This is a genomic window from Bacillus sp. ISL-57, from assembly GCF_018613135.1.
GTDB classification, from domain to species: Bacteria; Bacillota; Bacilli; order Bacillales; family DSM-1321; genus Peribacillus; species Peribacillus frigoritolerans.
This window is the reverse complement of sequence record NZ_JAGGQV010000002.1, coordinates 291803-312621: the sequence shown is the minus strand read 5'-3', so window position 1 is coordinate 312621 and position 20819 is coordinate 291803. Positions and strand designations below refer to the sequence as shown.

The 20819-nt window shown below is 40.9% G+C and carries 27 protein-coding genes; 21 read left to right on the top strand and 6 right to left on the bottom strand.

What is annotated here, in order from left to right:
* Positions 1–16 precede the first annotated feature (16 nt).
* The 5 genes from ctaD (at position 17) to J7I90_RS04720 (ending at position 4567) form a co-directional block, all read left to right on the top strand.
* On the top strand, positions 17–1888 hold the full coding sequence (ctaD, locus tag J7I90_RS04740; protein ID WP_106027286.1) for a cytochrome c oxidase subunit I: 1872 nt from the start codon (positions 17–19) through the stop codon (positions 1886–1888).
* Positions 1888–2517 (top strand): cytochrome (ubi)quinol oxidase subunit III, encoded by a 630-nt coding sequence (locus J7I90_RS04735; protein WP_034313980.1) that lies wholly within the window; start codon positions 1888–1890, stop codon positions 2515–2517. The genes ctaD and J7I90_RS04735 overlap by 1 nt, the downstream gene beginning before the upstream one ends.
* A gap of 3 nt (positions 2518–2520) precedes the next feature.
* Entirely contained in the window at positions 2521–2856 is a 336-nt protein-coding gene (gene ctaF, locus J7I90_RS04730) for a cytochrome c oxidase subunit IVB (protein ID WP_034313978.1), read from the top strand.
* A gap of 139 nt (positions 2857–2995) precedes the next feature.
* Positions 2996–3898 carry a cytochrome c oxidase assembly factor CtaG gene (ctaG, locus tag J7I90_RS04725; protein ID WP_214768671.1) on the top strand — a complete coding sequence of 301 codons (903 nt, stop codon included), beginning with the start codon at positions 2996–2998 and terminating at the stop codon, positions 3896–3898.
* 207 nt (positions 3899–4105) lie between these two features.
* A complete protein-coding gene (locus J7I90_RS04720; protein ID WP_034313975.1) occupies positions 4106–4567 on the top strand; it encodes a DUF420 domain-containing protein in 462 nt (153 codons plus the stop codon).
* Between the two features lie 112 nt (positions 4568–4679).
* On the opposite strand, the gene J7I90_RS04715 is transcribed toward J7I90_RS04720, so the two are convergent.
* Positions 4680–5042 (bottom strand): YugN family protein, encoded by a 363-nt coding sequence (locus J7I90_RS04715; protein WP_214768669.1) that lies wholly within the window; start codon positions 5040–5042, stop codon positions 4680–4682.
* A gap of 346 nt (positions 5043–5388) precedes the next feature.
* On the opposite strand from J7I90_RS04715, the gene J7I90_RS04710 reads away from it, so the two are divergent.
* The 5 genes from J7I90_RS04710 to J7I90_RS04690 all read left to right on the top strand — a co-directional run bounded on the left by J7I90_RS04710 (position 5389) and on the right by J7I90_RS04690 (position 8338).
* The gene (locus J7I90_RS04710) at positions 5389–6423 is read left to right on the top strand and encodes a CAP domain-containing protein (RefSeq protein WP_311315181.1); all 1035 of its coding nucleotides are present in this window, start codon (positions 5389–5391) and stop codon (positions 6421–6423) included.
* 232 nt (positions 6424–6655) lie between these two features.
* Positions 6656–7087 (top strand): YlbD family protein, encoded by a 432-nt coding sequence (locus J7I90_RS04705; RefSeq protein ID WP_214768666.1) that lies wholly within the window; start codon positions 6656–6658, stop codon positions 7085–7087.
* A gap of 12 nt (positions 7088–7099) precedes the next feature.
* Positions 7100–7342, top strand: a complete 243-nt coding sequence (locus J7I90_RS04700) for a YlbE-like family protein (RefSeq protein ID WP_034313959.1) — start codon at positions 7100–7102, stop codon at positions 7340–7342.
* A gap of 60 nt (positions 7343–7402) precedes the next feature.
* Positions 7403–7828: a hypothetical protein gene (locus J7I90_RS04695; RefSeq protein WP_214768664.1), complete on the top strand. Its 426-nt coding sequence runs from the start codon at positions 7403–7405 to the stop codon at positions 7826–7828.
* Between the two features lie 60 nt (positions 7829–7888).
* Entirely contained in the window at positions 7889–8338 is a 450-nt protein-coding gene (locus tag J7I90_RS04690) for a YlbF/YmcA family competence regulator (protein ID WP_214768662.1), read from the top strand.
* 173 nt (positions 8339–8511) lie between these two features.
* Here the strand turns inward: J7I90_RS04690 and J7I90_RS04685 are convergent, their stop codons facing one another.
* The gene (locus tag J7I90_RS04685) at positions 8512–8835 is read right to left on the bottom strand and encodes a hypothetical protein (RefSeq protein WP_214768656.1); all 324 of its coding nucleotides are present in this window, start codon (positions 8833–8835) and stop codon (positions 8512–8514) included.
* Between the two features lie 137 nt (positions 8836–8972).
* On the opposite strand from J7I90_RS04685, the gene J7I90_RS04680 reads away from it, so the two are divergent.
* Entirely contained in the window at positions 8973–9248 is a 276-nt protein-coding gene (locus tag J7I90_RS04680; protein WP_048684554.1) for a YlbG family protein, read from the top strand.
* Between the two features lie 54 nt (positions 9249–9302).
* Here J7I90_RS04680 and J7I90_RS04675 read toward each other — a convergent pair whose 3' ends face one another.
* On the bottom strand, positions 9303–9692 hold the full coding sequence (locus J7I90_RS04675) for a DUF7147 family protein (RefSeq protein WP_214768654.1): 390 nt from the start codon (positions 9690–9692) through the stop codon (positions 9303–9305).
* Between the two features lie 470 nt (positions 9693–10162).
* Between J7I90_RS04675 and rsmD the strand changes: the two genes are divergently transcribed.
* Both rsmD and coaD read left to right on the top strand, forming a co-directional pair.
* Positions 10163–10738 (top strand): 16S rRNA (guanine(966)-N(2))-methyltransferase RsmD, encoded by a 576-nt coding sequence (rsmD, locus tag J7I90_RS04670; RefSeq protein ID WP_034313946.1) that lies wholly within the window; start codon positions 10163–10165, stop codon positions 10736–10738.
* On the top strand, positions 10739–11230 hold the full coding sequence (gene coaD / locus J7I90_RS04665) for a pantetheine-phosphate adenylyltransferase (RefSeq protein ID WP_034313942.1): 492 nt from the start codon (positions 10739–10741) through the stop codon (positions 11228–11230).
* Between the two features lie 39 nt (positions 11231–11269).
* On the opposite strand, the gene ylbJ is transcribed toward coaD, so the two are convergent.
* Complete coding sequence (gene ylbJ, locus J7I90_RS04660) at positions 11270–12487, bottom strand: sporulation integral membrane protein YlbJ (protein ID WP_095389948.1); 1218 nt, start codon at positions 12485–12487, stop codon at positions 11270–11272.
* Positions 12488–12753: 266 nt separating this feature from the next.
* Between ylbJ and J7I90_RS04655 the strand changes: the two genes are divergently transcribed.
* Positions 12754–13551, top strand: coding sequence for a patatin-like phospholipase family protein (locus tag J7I90_RS04655; protein ID WP_034313939.1), 798 nt, complete (start codon positions 12754–12756; stop codon positions 13549–13551).
* Entirely contained in the window at positions 13541–14566 is a 1026-nt protein-coding gene (locus J7I90_RS04650; protein WP_214768652.1) for a SepM family pheromone-processing serine protease, read from the top strand. Before J7I90_RS04655 ends, J7I90_RS04650 begins: the two co-directional genes overlap by 11 nt.
* A gap of 88 nt (positions 14567–14654) precedes the next feature.
* Here the strand turns inward: J7I90_RS04650 and J7I90_RS04645 are convergent, their stop codons facing one another.
* Complete coding sequence (locus J7I90_RS04645) at positions 14655–15860, bottom strand: nucleotidyltransferase (RefSeq protein WP_214768650.1); 1206 nt, start codon at positions 15858–15860, stop codon at positions 14655–14657.
* 219 nt (positions 15861–16079) lie between these two features.
* Between J7I90_RS04645 and J7I90_RS04640 the strand changes: the two genes are divergently transcribed.
* The 4 genes from J7I90_RS04640 (at position 16080) to J7I90_RS04625 (ending at position 18453) form a co-directional block, all read left to right on the top strand.
* Positions 16080–16601 carry a YceD family protein gene (locus J7I90_RS04640; protein ID WP_096338276.1) on the top strand — a complete coding sequence of 174 codons (522 nt, stop codon included), beginning with the start codon at positions 16080–16082 and terminating at the stop codon, positions 16599–16601.
* Positions 16602–16666: 65 nt separating this feature from the next.
* Positions 16667–16840, top strand: a complete 174-nt coding sequence (rpmF, locus tag J7I90_RS04635; protein WP_034313929.1) for a 50S ribosomal protein L32 — start codon at positions 16667–16669, stop codon at positions 16838–16840.
* 85 nt (positions 16841–16925) lie between these two features.
* The gene (locus tag J7I90_RS04630; protein WP_311380985.1) at positions 16926–17753 is read left to right on the top strand and encodes an enoyl-CoA hydratase/isomerase family protein; all 828 of its coding nucleotides are present in this window, start codon (positions 16926–16928) and stop codon (positions 17751–17753) included.
* A 79-nt stretch (positions 17754–17832) separates the two neighbouring features.
* The gene (locus J7I90_RS04625) at positions 17833–18453 is read left to right on the top strand and encodes an RsfA family transcriptional regulator (protein ID WP_134783302.1); all 621 of its coding nucleotides are present in this window, start codon (positions 17833–17835) and stop codon (positions 18451–18453) included.
* Positions 18454–18497: 44 nt separating this feature from the next.
* Here the strand turns inward: J7I90_RS04625 and J7I90_RS04620 are convergent, their stop codons facing one another.
* Positions 18498–18986, bottom strand: a complete 489-nt coding sequence (locus J7I90_RS04620) for an N-acetyltransferase (protein WP_048684574.1) — start codon at positions 18984–18986, stop codon at positions 18498–18500.
* Positions 18987–19456: 470 nt separating this feature from the next.
* Between J7I90_RS04620 and J7I90_RS04615 the strand changes: the two genes are divergently transcribed.
* Together J7I90_RS04615 and J7I90_RS04610 are read left to right on the top strand one after the other, a co-directional pair.
* On the top strand, positions 19457–20341 hold the full coding sequence (locus J7I90_RS04615) for a 2-dehydropantoate 2-reductase (RefSeq protein WP_214768647.1): 885 nt from the start codon (positions 19457–19459) through the stop codon (positions 20339–20341).
* Between the two features lie 4 nt (positions 20342–20345).
* Positions 20346–20738: a DUF3397 domain-containing protein gene (locus tag J7I90_RS04610; RefSeq protein WP_048684577.1), complete on the top strand. Its 393-nt coding sequence runs from the start codon at positions 20346–20348 to the stop codon at positions 20736–20738.
* The last annotated feature ends 81 nt before the right edge of the window (positions 20739–20819 follow it).

Sequence of the window (20819 nt, the reverse complement as noted above, 5' to 3'; positions counted from 1 at the left end):
TTAAGGAGGTTAAATCGTGAGTACCTACGCTAATAAAAAAGGATTTGGCGCTACGCTTTGGGATTATCTGACGACGGTAGACCATAAGAAAATCGCCATTCTATATCTTATCTCTGGCGGGTTATTCTTTGTAATCGGCGGTTTGGAAGCGATGTTTATCCGTATCCAGCTTGCAATCCCAAATAATGACTTCGTTAGTGCCGGATTTTATAATGAAATTTTGACCATGCACGGTACGACAATGATATTCCTGGCGGCAATGCCATTGGTGTTTGCTGTTATGAATGCGGTTGTGCCATTACAGATAGGGGCACGTGATGTTGCGTTCCCATTTTTGAACTCATTAGGTTTTTGGCTGTTTTTCTTTGGGGGAGTCTTTTTAAATCTTTCCTGGTTTTTAGGGGGGGCTCCCGATGCAGGCTGGACATCGTATGCATCACTATCCCTTCACTCCGAAGGCCATGGCATTGATTTTTACGTCCTTGGACTACAAATATCAGGTTTTGGGACACTAATGGCAGGGATCAATTTCCTAGTAACCATCATTAATATGCGTGCGCCAGGTATGACATATATGCGTATGCCGCTGTTTACCTGGTCAACTTTCGTTGTTTCTGCATTGATATTATTCGCTTTTCCTCCGCTTACCGTAGGATTGGTGTTAATGATGTTCGATCGGATGTTTGGTGCGAATTTCTTTGATGTAGCGGCAGGGGGAAATACGATCATTTGGGAGCATTTATTCTGGATATTCGGTCACCCGGAAGTGTATATCCTGATTCTTCCAGCGTTCGGTATCTTTTCCGAAATTTTCGCTACCTTCTCCAGAAAAAGATTGTTTGGTTATTCATCGATGGTATTTGCAACCGTTTTAATCGGTTTCTTAGGTTTCATGGTTTGGGCGCACCATATGTTTACCACTGGTCTAGGTCCGATCGCAAATGCAATCTTTGCCGTGGCGACCATGGCTATCGCTGTACCGACAGGTATTAAGATATTCAACTGGATTTTTACGATGTGGGGAGGAAGCGTCAAGTTCACGGTTCCGATGCTTTATGCAGTTGCCTTCATTCCTACATTTACAATGGGCGGCGTGACCGGTATCATGCTCGCATCTGCACCTGCTGATTATCAATACCATGATAGTTATTTCGTTGTTGCCCATTTCCACTATGTAATCGTCGGTGGGGTTGTATTAGGTTTATTGGCAGGGATCAATTTCTATTGGCCGAAGATGTTTGGAACAATGTTAAGCGAAAAATTGGGGCAAATCACATTTTGGACGTTCTTGATCGGTTTCCATTTAACATTCTTCATTCAACATTTCTTAGGTTTGATGGGGATGCCTCGTCGCGTATTTACATTCTTGGACGATCAAGGCTTTAATACAGGTAATATGATTAGTACTGTGGGAGCCTTTTTGATGGCATTTGGTGTCTTGGTTATGGTCATCAATATCATCATTACATCTGTGAAGAATGAAAAGGTCGGCAATGATCCTTGGGGAGATGGCCGTACGCTAGAATGGGCCATTCCATCACCACCGCCTTTTTATAATTTCAAACAACTGCCGTTAGTCCGCGGATTAGATCCTTACTGGGTTGAAAAAATGGAAGGGAAGAAGGAAATGACTCCTGCAGAACCACTGGGGGATATCCATATGCCGAATTCATCCATTCTTCCATTAACGATTGCTTCAGGTTTATTTATCGCCGCATTCGGTGCTTTATACCATATGGATGATAAGACATGGACCCTGCCTATAATGATAGTTGGACTTTTGGTGACATTTGGTTCAATGTTTATCCGTTCAGTTAAAGACGATCATGGATACCATATTCATAAAGCGGACCTTATGGACGATAAAGACAAGGGAGGTAAGGCATAATGCAAACAGATGAAAGATTCACGGATGCCACTTGGCCTGCTTCTCCCGAGAAAGCGACTTTAGAAGGTAAAAATAAGTATTTAGGTTTCTGGTTGTTTCTTGGTGGAGAGACTGTATTATTCGCCTCACTATTTGCAACTTACCTAGCATTGAAGGATAAAGTTCCAAATGGTGATGCAGCCCTAGCTAAAGATTTATTCGAATTACCACTGACATTTGTGGCAACCATGCTGTTATTGACCAGTTCTTTGACCAGTGTGTATGCGATGTACCATATGAAAAATAACCACTTTAAACAAATGCAGGCTTGGCTTGTGATTACGGTTGCACTTGGTTTTGGTTTTCTTGGACTCGAGATTTATGAGTTTAATCACTATGTCCATGAATTCCATCATACCTTTACGAGCAGTGCCTTCGGCTCCGCGTTTTATACGTTAGTTGGTTTTCATGGAGGGCACGTTGCTTTCGGTTTGGTTTGGATCATATCTCTTATGGTTCGAAACGCAGGAAGGGGCTTGAATTTGTATAACGCTCCTAAATTTTTTGTTGCGAGTCTATATTGGCATTTCATTGACGTAGTCTGGGTATTTATCTTTACTGTCGTATACTTAATGGGAATGGTGGGATAACTGATGGCGAATGAACAATCAAATTCAGCGAACCCGAATGTCGATTTAAAATATCGCCGTAAGAAAAATGCTGAAGAGATGAAACACCAAGTGATATCATTTACACTTATGATTTTCTTTACATTACTTGCTTTTGCTGCAGTAGGAATTGAGGGTTTTTCACATTGGTTCATTAAACCGGTCATTTTGCTGCTGGCAGTTGTACAAGTGATTTTTCAATTATATTATTTCATGCACATGAAGCATAAAGGGCATGGCACCATAGCGTTGTTCTTATTTTCCGGCCTTGCAGTAGGCTTGATAACGGTCCTTGTGTTCCTAACGATTGTTTGGATATAAACCATAAAGAAATCGGCTATTGAATGATAGCCGGTTTTTCTTTATGTGGTGGTTTTCATCCAAGTTTATCTATATTTGTTACAATGTTTCATTTTAGGTATAATGAAAGTAAGAAAAAGCTCATGAACGAGGTGATTTTTTGTCTATTGATATTTTCGGATTTCGAGCTTTGTGGAGTCCTTATTATTTTGCCGCCCTCGTACTTATTACCGTTGGCTATTTTTGGATGGTGACAAAAAAAAGGGGGAAGTTTCCGGGCAGCTCATCGCTTTCCATCAAACAGGCAACTTATTTTTTGATAGCCATGTTCCTTCTTTATGTGGTAAAAGGATCGCCGCTGGATTTATTGAGCCATATCATGTTCAGTGCCCACATGTTTCAAATGGCACTTCTCTATCTCGTGATTCCGCCATTATTTATCATTGCGATTCCAGATTGGCTTATGAGAACACTCATAAATTCAAGGGGAGTGAAGCCGGTATTTCAGTTTTTCACGAGACCTCTTATCGCCCTTTTACTATTTAATGTTCTTTTCTCGTTGTACCATATCCCGTTAGTGTTCGACTTTATCAAAACGGGGATGTGGATTCATGCCGGATACACGGTCCTTTTATTCACGACCGCTGTTTTGATGTGGTTCCCGCTTGTCAATCAACTGCCCGAACGTGAAAGTCTATCAGGTGTGAAAAAAGTAGCTTATATATTCGGCAGTGGCATTCTAATGACCCCTGCCTGTGCTTTAATCATATTTGCTAATGATCCGATGTATGATACATTCACCAATGCGGAATCTTGGGCCAGTGCCATGGAACTTTGCGTTCCGGCTTCCGCATTATCCGGTTTAACGCTCAGCGGTCCGGAAATGTTCAATGGACTGCCATTGCTTGAGGATCAACAGCTTGGCGGGGTTCTGATGAAAGTGATTCAAGAAATCGTATTAGGCTATGTATTGGGTGTCATTTTCTTTGCTTGGTTCAAAAAGGAGAATGGCGGCCAAAATGATATCGATCCGATACCTTCGGATTTTCAGACTGTAGAATAATTGTACGATAAAAGACTTGTCTTGGGGCGGACAAGTCTTTTATCTGACTTTTCCTGATTTTCGAATTAAAGCAAATAGCCAGTGATTTGACTTGAGTATTCCTTAAAAGTGAGCATTCTGTTAATATTCCTTGATTTTATTGAATTTTATGATTGCCTCTTATAAAATGGTAGTTGATTAATAAATATAGAGAGGACTACATTTCATATGTCTTTACCAATCCTTCCAACGATAAGTACAGCCTTCATTGTATTAAGTGCCATCACTGTTGCAATAGGCTGGTATCAAATTAAACAGCGCAAAATCGAAACCCATAAAAAAACCATGATGGCAGCTGCGATTTTTGCGGTGATCTTTTTCACTATATATCTTTCTCGGACGGTCTTCATTGGTAGTACGTCTTTTGGCGGACCCGATGACATAAAAATTTATTATACGATTTTTTTGGTTTTCCATATTACGCTTGCAACAACTGGAGCTGTTTTGGGGATCATCATGCTCACCACCGGGTTTAAAGGTAAATTTGCCATTCATAAAAAAATCGGTCCGGCCACTAGCATCATTTGGTTTTTCACTGGGATTACTGGAGTGGCAGTTTACATTTTGCTTTATGTGATTTATCATGGCGGCGAAACAACATCTTTAATAAAGGCGATTCTAGGATTTTAAAATGACGAAAAAGCCTGGTGCATAAAAAAGCATCAGGCTTTTGTATTGGATACAAAAAAGAGAGCATCACACATGACCCTCTCTCTTTGTTCCCACTTTTCGCTAACGGCTTTTACAGGCCGTTGAATTGTGTAAGTTCTTCTTTGATTTGAGCGAGGATTTTTTCACTTTGTTTAACTAGTGATGGAGGGAAATCCTCTCCTTCACCATATTCAACTCCGTGTGGATAATAGTGTTTTCCTAATAGAGGAACCATTAACTTGATGACGGCCCTGTGAGCGCCAACATCGCCCTCTGTAGCATAGCCAAGTATTCTCAGGTAAAACGTGCCTTCTTTTAATTCGAACTTACGATCATAACTGACTCTTTCGTAATCCCATTGTTCTGCTCGTATTAAACCATATTGCGGCATTAGGTCATCTAGTCGGTTTAAGTCGGCTGTGATGTTTTCGATTCCAAAGCTTTCAAATTTCACGAGTAGTACCTCCTATGTTTACTATTGAGAATTAAAATGACATACCGGGAAAATATTATGTACATGAAATATATTGAAAATCTCCAAGTATGTTTATAATATACCATTTTATCCTATATTTTATAATAGTACGAAATGGTGGAAGTTGCAATGAACTCCACCATGGTATTTTAATCATTCGCAAAAGTTCCATTTTTAAAATAAGTTTAATGAAGGGACAGTCTATCGTAAATTAGAAAATTATGATTGAACAGTGATATAATCAGGAAAGAAAGGTTTTTGCATTGGATACATAAATTAGATAGAGAGAGGGAGTGTTCCTCTGCGCAGTTTAGGTAAGGTGTTGGTGTTGATCATTATTTTTTTCGTAATCGGTATTTATCTTAATATCGGCGATGAAGAGGAAGGAAACCCTCTTATTGATGGTAATAAAGGTGTTAACCCCAATGGACAAATAAATGAAAAAAACACTTCTCCAGAAAAGGTAGGGGTTACTGAAGTGACGGAAGGTCTGGCAGTAACGATCGGGAAAAATGCAAAAGAGATAGAAAAGGAATATGGTAAGCCGGATCGAATTGATTTGTCTGCCTATGGATATGAATGGTGGGTTTATAAAAAGGACTATAATAATTATTTCCAATTAGCCGTTGAAAATGAAAAAGTGGTATCTGCTTATGGAATCGGTGATGAGGTCAATGTCGCTCCTTTTAAAATTGGACAATCGATTGATGCCATCTATTCCAGTTTATATGTGGAACCTACTGTTGATATTGAAGTTGGCCACAATTCCTATCGTTTTGAATTGTCGGAGGAAGATATGAACATGAGGCCATTAATTGATTTAGGGAATATTAATGTTCAGCTTTATTTGGATAAATTCACCGGAACTGTTTCAAGCATCCGGTTTTTGAATGATTCTGCCTTATTGAAACAACAGCCGTATGAGTTGACCTATCATGGTGAACTTGTGACAGTTAAGGACCTTTCAGATGAGGACATGGCGAAAGTGGAAGATGGAAATGAGCAGCAAATATTCGATATTACGAATATCATGCGCAGCAGATTTGATTTGAAGCCTTTAGAATGGGATGCCGCTACTGCGGAGGTTGCTTACCTTCATAGCCGGGAAATGAAGGACACCCCTGAAGGAACCCATGTTTCTGAAACAAAGGGGGATTTGGAAAATCGTCTTGATGCAGGTCATGTGAAATATAGGGCGGCCGGTGAAAATATAGCGGCCCACTATGTGGATGCAGCTGCAGTCATGGAAGGTTGGCTAAATAGCAAAGGGCATCGGGATGCGTTGCTGAACGAGGAATTTACAGGTCTGGGCGTCGGGGTATATAAAAAGTATTACACCCAGAATTTCATAAAGAGATAACAAAATGGACCCGGTTTGGGTCCGTTTTCTTGTTGTAGATCATATTTTCAAATTGAAAAAGTCCCAACCATTTGCATTCCCCTCGATGGGGACCGTTTGCCAATGGAGTTTTTTATATAACGAATTTGGATTTCACAGTCACGTCCATTAATTTGAAAAGGAATTTATGCACTTTTTTTCTACCTTTAGCATATGGTGCAATAGGCGATGTCTAAGTGTGAGGTGAAGAGTAATGGCAAAAAGAAAGCGGCCCTCCGTGGATGGATTTCGGGAGTTTGTAAAGGAACATCCTCATTTAGTGAATGAAGTGAGAAGCAATCAAGCAACATGGCAGGAACTTTTTGAAGAGTGGTATTTACTCGGAGAAGATCATCCACGCTGGCAGGCTGACGGCAGTGTGGGTGAGCCCAAAGAGAATACAGGATCTCCATCACCGCCGGTTGAAAAGGGAGACCAAAGCACTGAGTTGATCGGTTCGTTAATGAGTGCCGTTAAAAACATGGATATGGGGCAGATTCAACAATATATTACGAATGCCAATCAAGCCATCGGTGCAATCCAAGGAGTGCTATCTGCTTTCCAAGGGAATAAATCAGGTGATACCAGTCCTCCCCCCAAAGAAAAAGAGCAGAGAGCTAACCCTTTTTTATTCACCAAAGATTAAGGAGGGTTTTTCATGCGCCAGAATATATATGAATTCATTCAAACAAACGAAGATATGCGAAATTATTTGAGGGTTCAGCCTGCATGGTACAAAAGATTAATGCGTAATCCACATGAAGTGGATGTGTTTGAAACCGAAGCGAAATATTATTTTGAGAAGTCTATTCCACATCGGGTCTCTAAATTTTCGGAAAGCGTTCAGGTTGCCTCAATGATGCTTCATATGTTTCAAGCGATGAATGCTCCAAGTGAATGAAGAAAATAAGAGTAAATTACTCCTTTTGGCGAACAATAAAGGCAAAAGGGGGACGATGGAATGAGAAAGTTGATATTGGCTCTAACAGTGTTGATGGCAGCCACGGGTTGTGGCAAGAAAATACCTGAACCTGAGAACTCAGGAGTAGCCATACAAGGTGTTTCTACACTAGAGGCTGCCACCACTGTATCGAGCATCCAAAACTCAGATGAGGACTTTCGGGTAAAAACATTTGTAAAAGGCAACTCCGTCTATGTTGAGTGCTACTTGAAAAACTATGGTTTTTCTGAATCAAATCCCGAACAATTGGCAACTGTGTCGGTATTTATTGATAATAAAAAGAAAGTAGATATGAAAACGGCAGCATTTATCGTAAAGGATGTCCCGAATGGCATGCATAAAATAAAGCTGGAGATTTTGAACGGTGCAGGTGAAAGAACAGGGCTGCAAAAAGAGATTGAGGTACATATCACTTCCTCGATTTAATCAAACCATTAGCATCTAAAAGGTAGAAATGGTAAAATGGTTGTGGAGGTGAGCTTGTTAATGCTTGCTACTATGGAAATCATCGACATTTTACATCAGGCTGATGGATTAGCTGAAATGATCCTTCATTCTGAAATAGGAGAAGAATACCTCCTTAGTTTATATAAATTACAAAACGACAAAGAGGCCCAGCGGATTATTTCCAAGTTTACTTCGCTCAAGGATCTATTTGAAGATGTTCAAAGGTTCGGTAAATATCATCCGGATTATAAACGCATCAATTTAGAAACGAGGCAAGCTAAACGAGACATGGATTTGCATCCTGCCGTTGCAAGGTTTAAGCGGGCGGAGACCGAATTGCAATCCGTTCTTGATGAAATAAGCGGAAGAATTGGCCGAGCGGTTTCTGAACAGGTCAAAACACCGGCTGGGAATCCATTTTTTGTTTCATCCGGCGGATGTTCGACGGGAAGCTGCGGAACCGGGGGAAGTTGCGGGTGTTCCGCTTAAGGTAATGGCCAAATGGGGAACATTCAGGGCCGGTATATAACATGCAGCCATCGAAATTCGACATTACTACGGAGTTCGGTGGCTGTGTCTTGTTTGGAACCTCGCCGAGACATGGTCATGAACCGATGCATGAACTTTCATTGTACATATTCCGTATACGTGGCAAAACGCGATTAACTGCGATATAAAATACAATCTGGACAAAGGTTCCCGCAGCAAAACATCTTTTGCAGGGGCACATAAAAACGATGCCGGAATACATATAAATGTTCTTCCTGCCGTACGAAAATGGTTTCACAATGAAGCTGCTTGCCACGCATTGAAAGGCTTGCGGCTTTTTTTATTAAGAGAGAAAGCTTATCATCATCATTTGATGCTGGATGATAATGGATATATAAAAAGGGGATTCCCGTGAACTTTTTTATCGAAGCTTGGGTAATTTCATCATTAGCTAATAGATGATCAATAAATTGATGCCAAATTTGGTTTAAATCCATCGTTTGTTGGCTCCCTTCACAGTATATATATTCATAATAGTAAGAGAATTTTGTTTATAATCTTTTTTTCTTGGTTGAAAGTAAAGATTCTGCTATGCTACACTTAGTTAAAACCTTTATAAAAGGGAGTTATTGATATGCTTGGAGCGAGACAGGGAATCATCGTCTATTTACATACATTGAAACAAGCCAAAATGCTTAGGAAATTTGGGAATATCCATTATGTTTCAAAAAAGTTGAAATATGTCGTGCTTTATACGAATATGGATGAAGTGGAACCACTGGTGGAAAAGCTGAATAATTATTCGTTCGTTAAAAAGGTGGACCTTTCTTACAAGCCTTTTTTGAAGGTGGAGTTCGAAAACTCCAAACCGGATAAAGCGAAAGAATATGATTATAAAATGGGAATTTGAAAAAAGCTGACTCATGCGGAGTCAGCTTTTTCATTTTCGGGGCAGCAACATCTTTTAGCCTAATGGCGGCAGATATCTATTCATTCGCAAAATGCCGATTAAGTGCTGGTAGTACAACTCGATTTCTGCAAAGAGCACCGAAGGTTTCACGTCGATTTCAATAATTGGCCTATCCAGTTCCTCAGCCAAGTTCTCAAAAAGCTCATAGCGTTTGTTTTTGGTGGCATGTGGGTTAGGGATACCTTCACGGCAAATGTAGAGCGGCTGGAATTTCCCGGGATCTGTGGGCTCCATGACGATGACCAATGACGTTACCTTTTTATCGATTATAGTAGTATGCATGGCCAATAGCCTTGCAACTCGATGTTTCTGATTGCGGCCTACTTCCAGCAACTCATATATATCGGAATATCCTTGTCCAATTTCAATAAAACGTTGAATCAATTAAACCTCTCCTAACTAACTTATTATTCATTACTTTATCATTATCCCTCATAAAAGAGAAGGACAACTTCATTGGCGAATGATGACAAAGAAAATTGGAAATAAGTGGTTTATCAATAAAAAAAGCCCTGCAAAAATATGCAGGGTCCTTCTATGTCTAACTAAGGACCAGAAGGCAAAGGGAGAGGAGAAACCGGAGGAAGAGCTTATGGGGAAACGTAAGCCTTCTCCGCGGTTGGCAACAACACCTAAAAAGGAATGTTGTTATTCACATTATTGCCAAAAACCACTTTATTATTCAAGATGTAAAAGATTTATAAAAAGAATGGATATCTTCAATCCAGGGTACGAAATGATATGCTCTTTTCATCATGGAAATGAAGGCAATTGGGTTTAAATATTGGCTAGCTTTTTCTAATATGTTAGGATAGGAAAGTAACAGAAATTTGTCATAAAATGTGGTGAGAATGATGAGGGTCGTTTCCGGAATTTGCAAAGGAAGACCACTTAAGGCTGTACCGGGTACAGGAACCCGGCCGACTACTGATAAAGTCAAGGAATCCATTTTCAACATGATTGGTCCTTATTTCGAAGGAGGGCTGGTCCTCGACTTGTTTGCCGGAAGCGGTGGACTGGGAATTGAAGCGTTAAGCAGAGGCATGGATAAAGCCATATTTGTCGACCGGGATTTTAAAGCAAATCAAACGGTTAAGGCTAATTTGGAACTATGCAAGTTTTCAGACCGCGCAGAAGTTTATAAAAATGATTCAGAACGTGCATTAAAGGCTTTGGTGAAAAGGGAAATGACTTTTGAATTGATTTTTCTTGATCCACCTTATAAGAAACAAAAGCTAGTCGAGATTCTTGAAGAAATACATAAATACCGATTGCTGAACGATATGGGATACATTGTTTGTGAGCATGGCCATGATGTTACTTTGCCAGAAAAAGTTGGTGACTTTACCGTTAAGAGAAAAGAAGTTTATGGCGTCATTGCCGTTACGATTTATCAATGGGGAAACGTACACGAACAGGGGGAACTATGAATGTCCAAAATAGCGATTTGTCCGGGGAGTTTTGATCCAATAACATTTGGTCATCTTGATATCATTCAGAGGGGGGCGAATGTTTTTGATGAGGTATATGTGGTCATCGTGAACAATTCAGCGAAAAATTCTCTTTTTACAGTGGAGGAGAGACTGGAACTGATTACTGAAGCGACTGCCCATATGCCGAATGTTAAAGTGGATTTCTATCAGGGATTGACGGTCGACTATGCTGAAAGCGTTTCCGCGAATGCCATCATCAGGGGATTGAGGGCGACTTCCGACTTTGAATATGAAATGCAGGGAACTTCGATGAACCGATTCCTTAACAATAAAATAGAGTCATTCTTTATCATGACGAAAAATCAATATTCTTTCTTGAGTTCAAGTATCGTGAAAGAGGTAGCGAAGTATGGCGGGGATATTTCCGAACTAGTGCCAAGTGTCGTCCAGAAAGCTCTGGCCAAAAAATACGAGGAACTGAAAGGATAGAAAAAAGAGCATTGCCAACGCGCAATGCTCTTTTTTGGTTTACGAAAGGCCTTTGAATAGCCTTTTGGTAAAAATGATGATGTATAGGATCAAAAACACGAGTGTTAGAATGGGCCCTATATCAAGCATGCTTTGATATAGGGAATTCGCGTGTTCACCGGATCCGCTGACCGGGAATGCGTTTATCGGGCTCCCGCTGTACATTTTGCCTTTATAGAATGGTTCCCAAAGCAGGACGGTGATAATGGATGCAAGAAGGCCATGTGCAATCCTGGCCAGAAAAAAGGGAGTGAAACGAATGTCCGTTGCGGCAATGATGCTGGCAACTTGCGCTTGAATGCTGAACCCGTTGAAAGCTAAGATGAAACTTGTCATCACAGTTTGCTGAAAGAGTGTCGCCTCTTCGACCGTGCTGGTTAATTTTGAACCTAGAGTCATTTCAAACATGCCTGATATGAAGGGGAGGCTCAAGGAATCCGGGAAATTAAAAATATGTAGAATTCCTCCGACCCCGGATGCTAGCAATCCGGTGATGTTCATATGAAATAAAAGCTTGTTCACCACAGAAAAGAGAATGATGAACCCCCCGATCATCAATAGGGTTTGGATGGATGAGAGTACCGCATCTCCAAGTAAACTGCCAAATGGTCTTGTTTCTTTTATTCTGGTTCGATGCATTTGACTAAAGGCTTGTCTTATGGAGGGGAGCTTGGTCAGTACTTTTGCATGGGATTTTTCTTCTTTCCAACGGTAAAAACGCATGATGATGCCTACACAAATGTTTCCTAGGTAGTGGGAAAGTGCAAGGATGATCCCTAAATGAGGGTTGTGGAAAAAACCAACGGCAACGGCAACGAATAGGAACAATGGATTGGATGAATTAGTGAAACAAACGAGTCTTTCAGCTTCAATGCGGGTCAATTGTTCTTCCTGACGAAGCCTTACAGTGAATTTCGCCCCGGCTGGAAACCCTGATGCAAGTCCCATCGCCCAAACGAAACCGCCCACTCCTGGTACACGGAATAAGGGACGCATAAATGGTTCGAGCATGACACCAATGAACCTGACAACCCCAAAACTGATTAATAACTCCGAGAAAATCAAGAAAGGCAGAAGCGAAGGGAAAACAATTGTCCACCAAATATTCAGTCCGCCTTTGGAAGCTTCAAATGATTCTTGGGGGAAGATGATCAAGCCAACTGCCATCATCGTGACGGAGGTAGCTAACAGTACTGTTTTAGATTTTGATTTTAGCAAAATTCAGCCTCCTCTTGAAGGTTACAAAATAAGGGCAGTTCGATTCGTATATAATAAATATGAACGTCTTTTTCTCAAAAAGTAAGCGCATGATGGAATAAGGATTGTACCGACATGTAAAGAGGGATGATCCGCACAATGGAATATCTGCCATGCTTGTTTCACTGTCAATATAAATAATATGCTTCTATAAATCCGTTTAAGACCATAACTTTGAATGAGTGTTATTTCAATATTTTGAACTAGTTAATGCGGGAGGGATATCTTTGTCGAAACCAAAGGTCGGGCTTGCACTTGGGTCAGGAGGAGCTAGGGGGTTTGCACATATTGGCGTGATAAAGGTATTGCAGCAAGAAGGCATTCCGATAGATATGATTGCTGGAAGCAGCATGGGAGCAATGGTTGCAGCCTTTTATGGAGCGGGGTCGGATATCGAGAGGCTGTATAAGTTGTCCCGTGCATTTAAGCGAAAGTATTATTTGGACTTCACCATACCTAAGATGGGCTTCATTTCGGGTAAGCGTACAAAGGATTTAATCAGGGTATTTACATATGGCAAGAAATTTGAAGAACTTGATATTCCTGTAGCGGTGGTAGCCACTGATATAAAAACGGGGGAAAAAGTCATTTTTCAGGAAGGTCCCATCGCACCGGCTGTAAGGGCAAGCATCTCCATTCCCGGGATTTTCATTCCCGAAAGAATCGGAAACAGACTGCTTGTTGATGGCGGCGTAGTTGACAGGGTTCCTGTTTCAGTTGTGAAGGATATGGGAGCAGACATCATAATTGGTGTGGATGTAGCCCACGTGAAACAGGATATGGAGATAAACTCCATATATGACGTCATCATGCAAAGCCTCGATATCCTGCAAATGGAGCTGGTTAAAAGCAGGGAGTTTGCTTCAGACGTCATGATACGCCCCAGGGTTGAGAAATACAGCTCGAAATCATTTACAAACGTACAGGAAATAATTAGTATTGGAGAAGAAGCAGCAAGAGGTAAGATAGATCAAATTAAGCAGAGCATTGTTACTTGGAAGGAGTCCTTTGAAGATGAGCCGTAAAACGTATGTACGCACTTTCCTGGTGGTGGCTATACTTCTCATAGCATCAGCCCTTTATTCCCTACCTTTTTATGTATCGAAACCAGGAATGGCTAAAGAATTGGAGCCAATCATTGAGGTATCCGGAGGAGATGAAGCAAAAGGAAGCTTTATGTTAACCACTGTAAGGATGGGCAGGGCGAATATATATTCCTACATGATGGCGAAGTGGAGCAAATATCAGGAGCTTTATCCGGAAACCTCCATCAGAAGCGAAGATGAAACAGATGAAGAATATAATATCAGGCAGCTCCACTTAATGGATGGTTCTAAAAATAATGCCATTAAGATCGCATATGAAAAAGCAGGGAAAGAAGTCGAATACGAGTACCTGGGTGTATATGTTTTGGACGTGCTAAAAGGAATGCCGGCAGCAAAAGAGTTGAAAGCGGGCGATCAAATCATTCAAGTTGATGATGTTAAATTCAAGTCTGCACAGGAATTCATGGATTATATTAACGAAAAGAAGGCCGGAGATGAAGTTAAAATAGTCTATAAGCGGGAAGAGACGGAGAAAACGGCCGTTCTTTCATTGCAGCCTTTTAAAAATGACCCAAATAGGGTAGGAATCGGCATTTCGCTGGATGACAATCGAAGAGTGAACACAAAACCGGCTATTTCCATAGATTCAGAACATATAGGCGGTCCTTCGGCTGGTTTAATGTTTTCGTTGGAAATTTATAATCAATTAACGAAAGGCGATCTTACAAATGGATATGACATAGCGGGGACGGGCACGATGTCTGATGATGGGACAGTCGGGCCAATTGGCGGAATTCAACAGAAAATTGTTGCAGCCGATAAGTCTGGAGCCGAAATATTCTTTGCCCCGAATGAAAACGGAGCAGCGGGATCGAATTATGAAGATGCACTCATTGCAGCAAAGGATATTGACACTGATATGAAGATCGTTCCGGTTGACAACTTTGAAGATGCAGTAACCTATTTAACGAAGCTAAATGGAAAAGAAAAATGAAAAAAAGCGCAGGCAGTCATCAACTGTTTGCGCTTTTTTCATGATTAGCTTTTTACACTTAAGAAATGGGCCAAGCTTGAATCCTTCTTCATTTGAAAATGATGGGAGATTCATATTCACGTTTCATCAATGCAACTTGATGCGGCTCGGGCAGGCCCAGTGCATACACCTGTGCTGCTCGCAAGTCCGAATCGATGTCCTGCTTCCGATAGGACGAAAGTTTAGAGATGAGCGGGAGAGGCAAGCCTTTTTTTACAGAACGAAGATATTCTTGTCCCCGGCCATTCATGCCAAGAAGTCTGATATAGGCCGGTTGTTCATTATGAATTACCTGTTCCTTGAATGTATGCGTCAATATATGGACACACATCCGCTGCAGCCGTGTCCATGTGTAGCGTTTTGTCTTCAGCGCTGCCATGAATCCAGAAAAGCTCGAAGATTGGTTGGCCATCTCCTTCATTCGGTGCTCTATGCCTTCCTCAATCTCGTATATTTCTGCCAATTCGGTTAAAGAGGAAGAAAGGATACGATATTTCAACATGGACCAATACATTTCCCAGTCATGCAAGGCATGGTAACGCGTTAAATATTGCTCAAGGCCATTCAACGTCGCTTGAGGAATATAATTGGAAACAGAATGTAATTCCTGGTGTTCATGGATGGCTTTACGTATCCCCGTTGCGCTGGCAATAGGGTCTTTGGACAACTTTGTTTCATGGTATCCTGCAGCGACCCTTTGAATCGTATAAGGGCGAATGGAGTAGCCGTTTGAAAGGGTAGCACTTACATATTCTTTTCCAAGGATATTATTCGGCTTCGTCAAATCCAATGCCGCATCACCATGGATGATCGAACGATAAGCCTGGGCAGCACTTGACGGATAACTATTACCGGCATCCATGGCCGATTTGATTGCGGCATCGAATGCAGCGGAATTTTCCGAAAGGATTCTGTGGGCGATGATGAATGGTTCAATTTTGCCATCCTCGCTTCCGAAGCAAAAGGAGTCACAGCCTAGCGATTCCAAAAGAGCAATAGATCCTTTTGCGAATATTTCAGCCTTCTGTGTCGCGAAAGCATATGGCAGCTCAATGACAAGATCAATGCCGCCATTCAAGGCCATTTCGGCGCGTGTCCACTTGCTGGCGATAGCGGGCTCGCCACGCTGTAAGAAGGGCCCGCTCATAACAGCGACAACGACATCTGCCCCTGTTTTTTCTCTACTTTCTCTTGCATGTAAAACATGTCCATTGTGAAAAGGGTTATATTCGACTACTAAACCGCAAGCTTTCATTCGTTCACCTCAGAGAAAAACTTTGTATTTTATCAACTTAGTGCTAAAATAGTATTTCAAGTAAAATTACTATAAGTAATCGTCTCGATTTTTTGTTAGAAATGATTCATAAAACTTAGACAATCAGTTAGGATGACTACATTATAGTGTAAAGAAAAAATATTGACAAACTTATAATTGAAAGCTATAATTATTTTTGTTGCCTTGAGGTGATTTCATTTGAAATGGACGATTAGTCAACTTCAAAAAATTCGGGACAAAGATTTACGGTTTGATGAACTGGTGGATGTCTTGGACATTAGAGAAAGAGACCCGCAAATTCGCGATGTTTCTCCGATCAGAGTAGAAGGAAGAGCTGATATCAGCTCGACCGAGATTACTTTTCACTTGCATCTTTCAGGTGAATTAACATTACCTTGCTCCCGTACACTGGTAGACGTTAAATATCCGATTGATATTGATACAAAGGAAACCTTTCTTTTAAAGGCAGATGGCGCAGATTTCTACGGAGATGATGTCACTGTTGTGGAAGGCGACGTTGTAGACCTAATACCGGTAATTAAAGAAAATTTATTGCTAGAAATTCCGATGCAGGTTTTTTGTGAGGATGTCGATTCGAATGAAGCTGCTCCTCAATCTGGGAAAGACTGGGCTGTTATTTCCGAAGAGGAAAATGAGCATAAGGTTGATCCGAGATTTGCAAAGCTTGCCGACTTTTTTGACAACAATAAAGAATCTTGATTGGAACGAAAAATCGTTAATCCGATTTTTCCAGCTTTTTTATATTTTTTAAGGAGGTGGGAATAATGGCTGTACCTTTTAGAAGAACGTCGAAAACTGTAAAAAGAAAACGTCGTACACACTTCAAGCTTCAAGTACCTGGTATGGTAGAATGCCCGAGCTGTGGTGGAATGACTCTTTCACATCACGTTTGTAAAGAATGTGGAACATATAAAGGAAAAGAAGTTGTCGCAAAATAATTTCTTGACCTACTTGAGAGCTTAGCTCTCTTGATGCAACACGCTAATCAAAGCGCAGGGATTTTTCTCTGTGCTTTTTTTACAAATGCAGTTGGCAGAATATTTTGAATCATTCGCGTTTGCCGATGATTTTGGAGAAGGTGTTTACATGGATCAGGTGATTGAAGTTGAAAAGGATAAACGCGGTTTCATGAAGCTCCTATTTAATAGACCGGAGAAAAGGAATGCCGTGAATTACCAGCTGATGGACGAACTTGAGTCGATATTATCGGAAGCTGCATGCGATGATGAAGTTAAGTTGCTGGTCCTGACCGGGACGGGCTCTGAGGCGTTCTGTTCAGGCGGGGATCTAAGGGAATTTCAGGATTTGCATACAGAAGAAGAGGCCTTTGCTATGTTATCGAAAATGGGTGAAATTCTGTATAAACTAGCAGTTTTCCCAAAACCGACATTAGCGCTAATCAATGGAAGTGCTTTCGGCGGCGGATGCGAAATAGCGACAGCTTGTGATTTCAGGTTAGCAAAGAGGGAAGCTAGGCTAGGGTTTGTGCAAGGTACTCTAGGAATAACGACTGGCTGGGGCGGAGCTTCGCTTTTACTTGAAAAAATACCAGAGCAAAAAGCGCTAAAGCTATTATTGGATGCAAAAATACATAAAGCTGAGGAAGCGAAGGAACTTGGTTTCGTAGATGAGATAGTCGGAGAAGGTACGGATGGATGGGAATGGTTTGCGGAAGGTTTTCTTCGCCATGAGACAGGGGTATTGATGGCCTATAAACGATTGCTGGTACATAAATGGCAGGATAGCGGGCTTAAAGGAAGAATGGAAGCGGAAATCCGGGAATGTTCCAAACTGTGGGCGAGTGATGAGCATCATGCTGCAGTCGAGCGTTTTCTAAATAAGAAAAAATAAATATTACACGCTCTATATATCTTCTATCTTTCCTAGCATGTGCATATTATGAATTAAAACTTGCTAAGGAGGTAGAGAGATGACGATTGCGAGACAAGATGCGTGGACTCATGATGAGGATCTGTTGTTGGCTGAAGTGGTACTGAGGCATATACGGGAAGGCAGTACACAATTAAAGGCGTTTGAAGAAGTGGGCAAACAGTTATCGAGGACATCTGCTGCTTGTGGGTTCCGTTGGAATTCATTTGTTAGGAAGCAATATAAATCAGGGATAGAGCTGGCGAAAAAACAAAGGAAAGAACAGGTAGTCAATAATCCTGAAGTGGAAAGGGATTCGATTGCAACGGTCGAAAATGTCACGATTGAAGAAATAACGCCCGAGCATGAAGGTAAAGAATCTATTACCCTTCAGGAAGTTATATTATATTTAACCAAAATGGATGAATTCTTTCAGCTTGATAATAAGGAAAAAGAACGGATTTCTGAGCGTTCCCTATTTCTTGAACGGGAAAATGTCCGATTACTTGAAGAGAATGTCCTGCTTAAGGAAAACCTGAAAGCTGTTGAGGAAGATTATCGTGCGTTAATGCAGATCATGGAGCGTGCAAGAAAACTTAGTGTCCAGGAGGACGAAAAGGCGAATCCGAAGGTGAGTTTCCAAATGGATAAGAATGGTAATTTGGAAAGGGTCAATAAATAAAAAATGCGGGTGGGAAAATCCGCCCGCATTTTCTTGATGCTTCCTTATTCTTGTGTATCTATTTCTTTCTTATCTTGTATGTCAAATGGGCTCCAAATCAGCGGGTTTTCTCCGAGGTCCCTGTCCAAATCATAGGAAACAGCAGAAAAACCCATCTTTTTCCAAAAGTCTTGTGAATGGACTCTTGGGTTAGTTTTGATAGGCATGTTCAGGCTTTTGGCGAATTCGACCAAAGCTCTTCCATAACCTTTTTTCTGATAGTTAGGCAGGACTTCAAGTTTCCAAAGAACAAGGAAATCCCTGGAATTGTCAAAATACTGGTCGAATTTAGCGCTTCTTTTATACAGGCTCATGCGAGCTACAAGCTTATCGCCATAAAAGATTCCGTAAAAAGGTGATTGGCTGTCATTTTCAATGATGTTACCTTCTAAATCATCTAGCATGGACAGTTCCTGTATCCCGTATTCTTTGAATTTTTTGAATTCCTCAAGCGTTTTAAAATTTACAAGTAATCGTTCAACCTTGTATTCCATAAAAAAGCTCCCCCTTAATTCTGATAAACCTCTTCCGATAGTACCCTTTGAAAGTCATCCCACTGATCTTTGCCATGTGGAATTTCAACTTAGGTTAAATCTAGTATGACATCATCGGATTATCCTAGCTTACTAAATGCTTATAGCCTTTTATCCCCCGCCCTTTTCCCTTCAATTTCTTTTGGGGTTAGTTTGGAGTTATCTTTTGTTCCTGTAAAGTCTTCAAAATGGCTAAGCTTTTCGTATCTAATATACCATTAAATTAACACTTAAAGAAGAAAATATATCTTCATTGGCGTATTAAATCATTCTTTCCATTGGTATTTTATGACGAGCCATCGTTAATGGCAGTTCCATCGTTTCATTCAATCGGATTGGCTGCGTTTTCCAACGATGGGAAAATTGGTGCAGGCTAAAAAAGATAATGTGATAAAATAGAAAATATATTTCAAAAAGTAAGGAAGGTTATTATGAGAATCGGAATCATTGGCGGAGGGGCCATAGGGCTGCTGTTTGCGTCCCATTTAAGTGAAAAACATAATGTGACTCTCTATACTCATACTGCGGATCAGGCGTCCAACATCCAACGTGATGGAATCCGTCTTATTGCGGATGGTGAAAGCCGACTGCTGACGGGCATCATTTCCAAGGGGCTGGGGGAAGGGATATCGGATGTGGATCTTCTTATAGTGGCCGTCAAGCAATATCACCTGCCGCAAATACTGCCTAGGATCAAAGATATTCAGGTTCCATTGCTATTCTTGCAGAATGGCTATGGGCATATTTCTTATTTAAAGCAGCTTCAATCCCCGAACATATATGTGGGGGTAGTGGAGCATGGAGCACTGAAACTTGACGGGAATACCGTGGAGCATACGGGACTCGGCATGACAAGGATCGCTTCCTTTAGGGGGGAACTTGAGCAACTATCGCTAGTGAATGAAAGGATCGATCGTTTTCCTATTACGATGAGTGAAGATTTTCACTCGATGCTGATGGATAAGCTTGTCGTCAATGCGGTGATAAATCCATTAACGGCGATACTTGGTGTGGAAAATGGCGATTTAATCACTAACTCCTTTTACTACCGATTATTTCAAGATCTTTTTGGGGAAATCTCCAGTATTTTGGAAGTCCAAAATAAGGATGAGTCATTTGAACATGTGAAATCCGTTTGCAGGGCAACTGCTGAAAATCGATCCTCCATGCTAAAAGATTTAGAAAATGGCCGTAAAACGGAAATTGATGCCATATTGGGTCATATCCTCTCGGAGGCAAAGAGTAAAGGGAAAAGTGATTGCCTGACGTCTTCTCTATATAAGATGGTCAAAGGAAAAGAGTCTCAGGGGGGATGAAGATGTGCCGTACGTAGTTTCAAGCCTTGCTGCGATATTTATTACCTTGCCTTTCGTAGGGTATATACTTTTTTTTATAGGTGCCAAACAATTCACTGGAAACCATCGGCGCTCCGTTCAATTTGCAATGGACATGAGTACGCTGCTGTTCGTATTATCCGTCCATTATTTGATCATTACGATCTGGGATATGCAAATTCTTTGGGTGATCATGCTCATCATGATCATCAACGCATTCGTGGTGGTTCTTGTCCATTACAAGGTAAAAGAAGAAATCATTTTTCATAAGGTATTAAAGGGTTTTTGGAGAGTGAATTTCGCCTTCTTTTTCGTGGCTTACCTTCTATTGTTTTCCATTGGAATAATTACAAGTATTACGAAGATATTGACTACATAACATAGAACATCGCATCAATTTTCTGCTGCTGGGCAACTTCTTTTGTTTTCTTAAACCGGAATGTTATACTCTAAAAAGAAT

Bases quoted from the DNA above. Each gene is read 5' to 3' on its own strand.
- J7I90_RS04735 (WP_034313980.1), top strand. From the start codon at position 1,888: ATGCAAACAGATGAAAGATTCACGGATGCCACTTGGCCTGCTTCTCCC.
- ctaF (WP_034313978.1), top strand. From the start codon at position 2,521: ATGGCGAATGAACAATCAAATTCAGCGAACCCGAATGTCGATTTAAAA.
- J7I90_RS04720 (WP_034313975.1), top strand. From the start codon at position 4,106: ATGTCTTTACCAATCCTTCCAACGATAAGTACAGCCTTCATTGTATTA.
- J7I90_RS04705 (WP_214768666.1), top strand. From the start codon at position 6,656: ATGGCAAAAAGAAAGCGGCCCTCCGTGGATGGATTTCGGGAGTTTGTA.
- J7I90_RS04700 (WP_034313959.1), top strand. From the start codon at position 7,100: ATGCGCCAGAATATATATGAATTCATTCAAACAAACGAAGATATGCGA.
- J7I90_RS04695 (WP_214768664.1), top strand. From the start codon at position 7,403: ATGAGAAAGTTGATATTGGCTCTAACAGTGTTGATGGCAGCCACGGGT.
- J7I90_RS04690 (WP_214768662.1), top strand. From the start codon at position 7,889: ATGCTTGCTACTATGGAAATCATCGACATTTTACATCAGGCTGATGGA.
- J7I90_RS04685 (WP_214768656.1), bottom strand. From the start codon at position 8,835: ATGGATTTAAACCAAATTTGGCATCAATTTATTGATCATCTATTAGCT.
- J7I90_RS04680 (WP_048684554.1), top strand. From the start codon at position 8,973: ATGCTTGGAGCGAGACAGGGAATCATCGTCTATTTACATACATTGAAA.
- rsmD (WP_034313946.1), top strand. From the start codon at position 10,163: ATGAGGGTCGTTTCCGGAATTTGCAAAGGAAGACCACTTAAGGCTGTA.
- coaD (WP_034313942.1), top strand. From the start codon at position 10,739: ATGTCCAAAATAGCGATTTGTCCGGGGAGTTTTGATCCAATAACATTT.
- J7I90_RS04650 (WP_214768652.1), top strand. From the start codon at position 13,541: ATGAGCCGTAAAACGTATGTACGCACTTTCCTGGTGGTGGCTATACTT.
- J7I90_RS04645 (WP_214768650.1), bottom strand. From the start codon at position 15,860: ATGAAAGCTTGCGGTTTAGTAGTCGAATATAACCCTTTTCACAATGGA.
- rpmF (WP_034313929.1), top strand. From the start codon at position 16,667: ATGGCTGTACCTTTTAGAAGAACGTCGAAAACTGTAAAAAGAAAACGT.
- J7I90_RS04630 (WP_311380985.1), top strand. From the start codon at position 16,926: ATGCAGTTGGCAGAATATTTTGAATCATTCGCGTTTGCCGATGATTTT.
- J7I90_RS04625 (WP_134783302.1), top strand. From the start codon at position 17,833: ATGACGATTGCGAGACAAGATGCGTGGACTCATGATGAGGATCTGTTG.
- J7I90_RS04620 (WP_048684574.1), bottom strand. From the start codon at position 18,986: ATGGAATACAAGGTTGAACGATTACTTGTAAATTTTAAAACGCTTGAG.
- J7I90_RS04615 (WP_214768647.1), top strand. From the start codon at position 19,457: ATGAGAATCGGAATCATTGGCGGAGGGGCCATAGGGCTGCTGTTTGCG.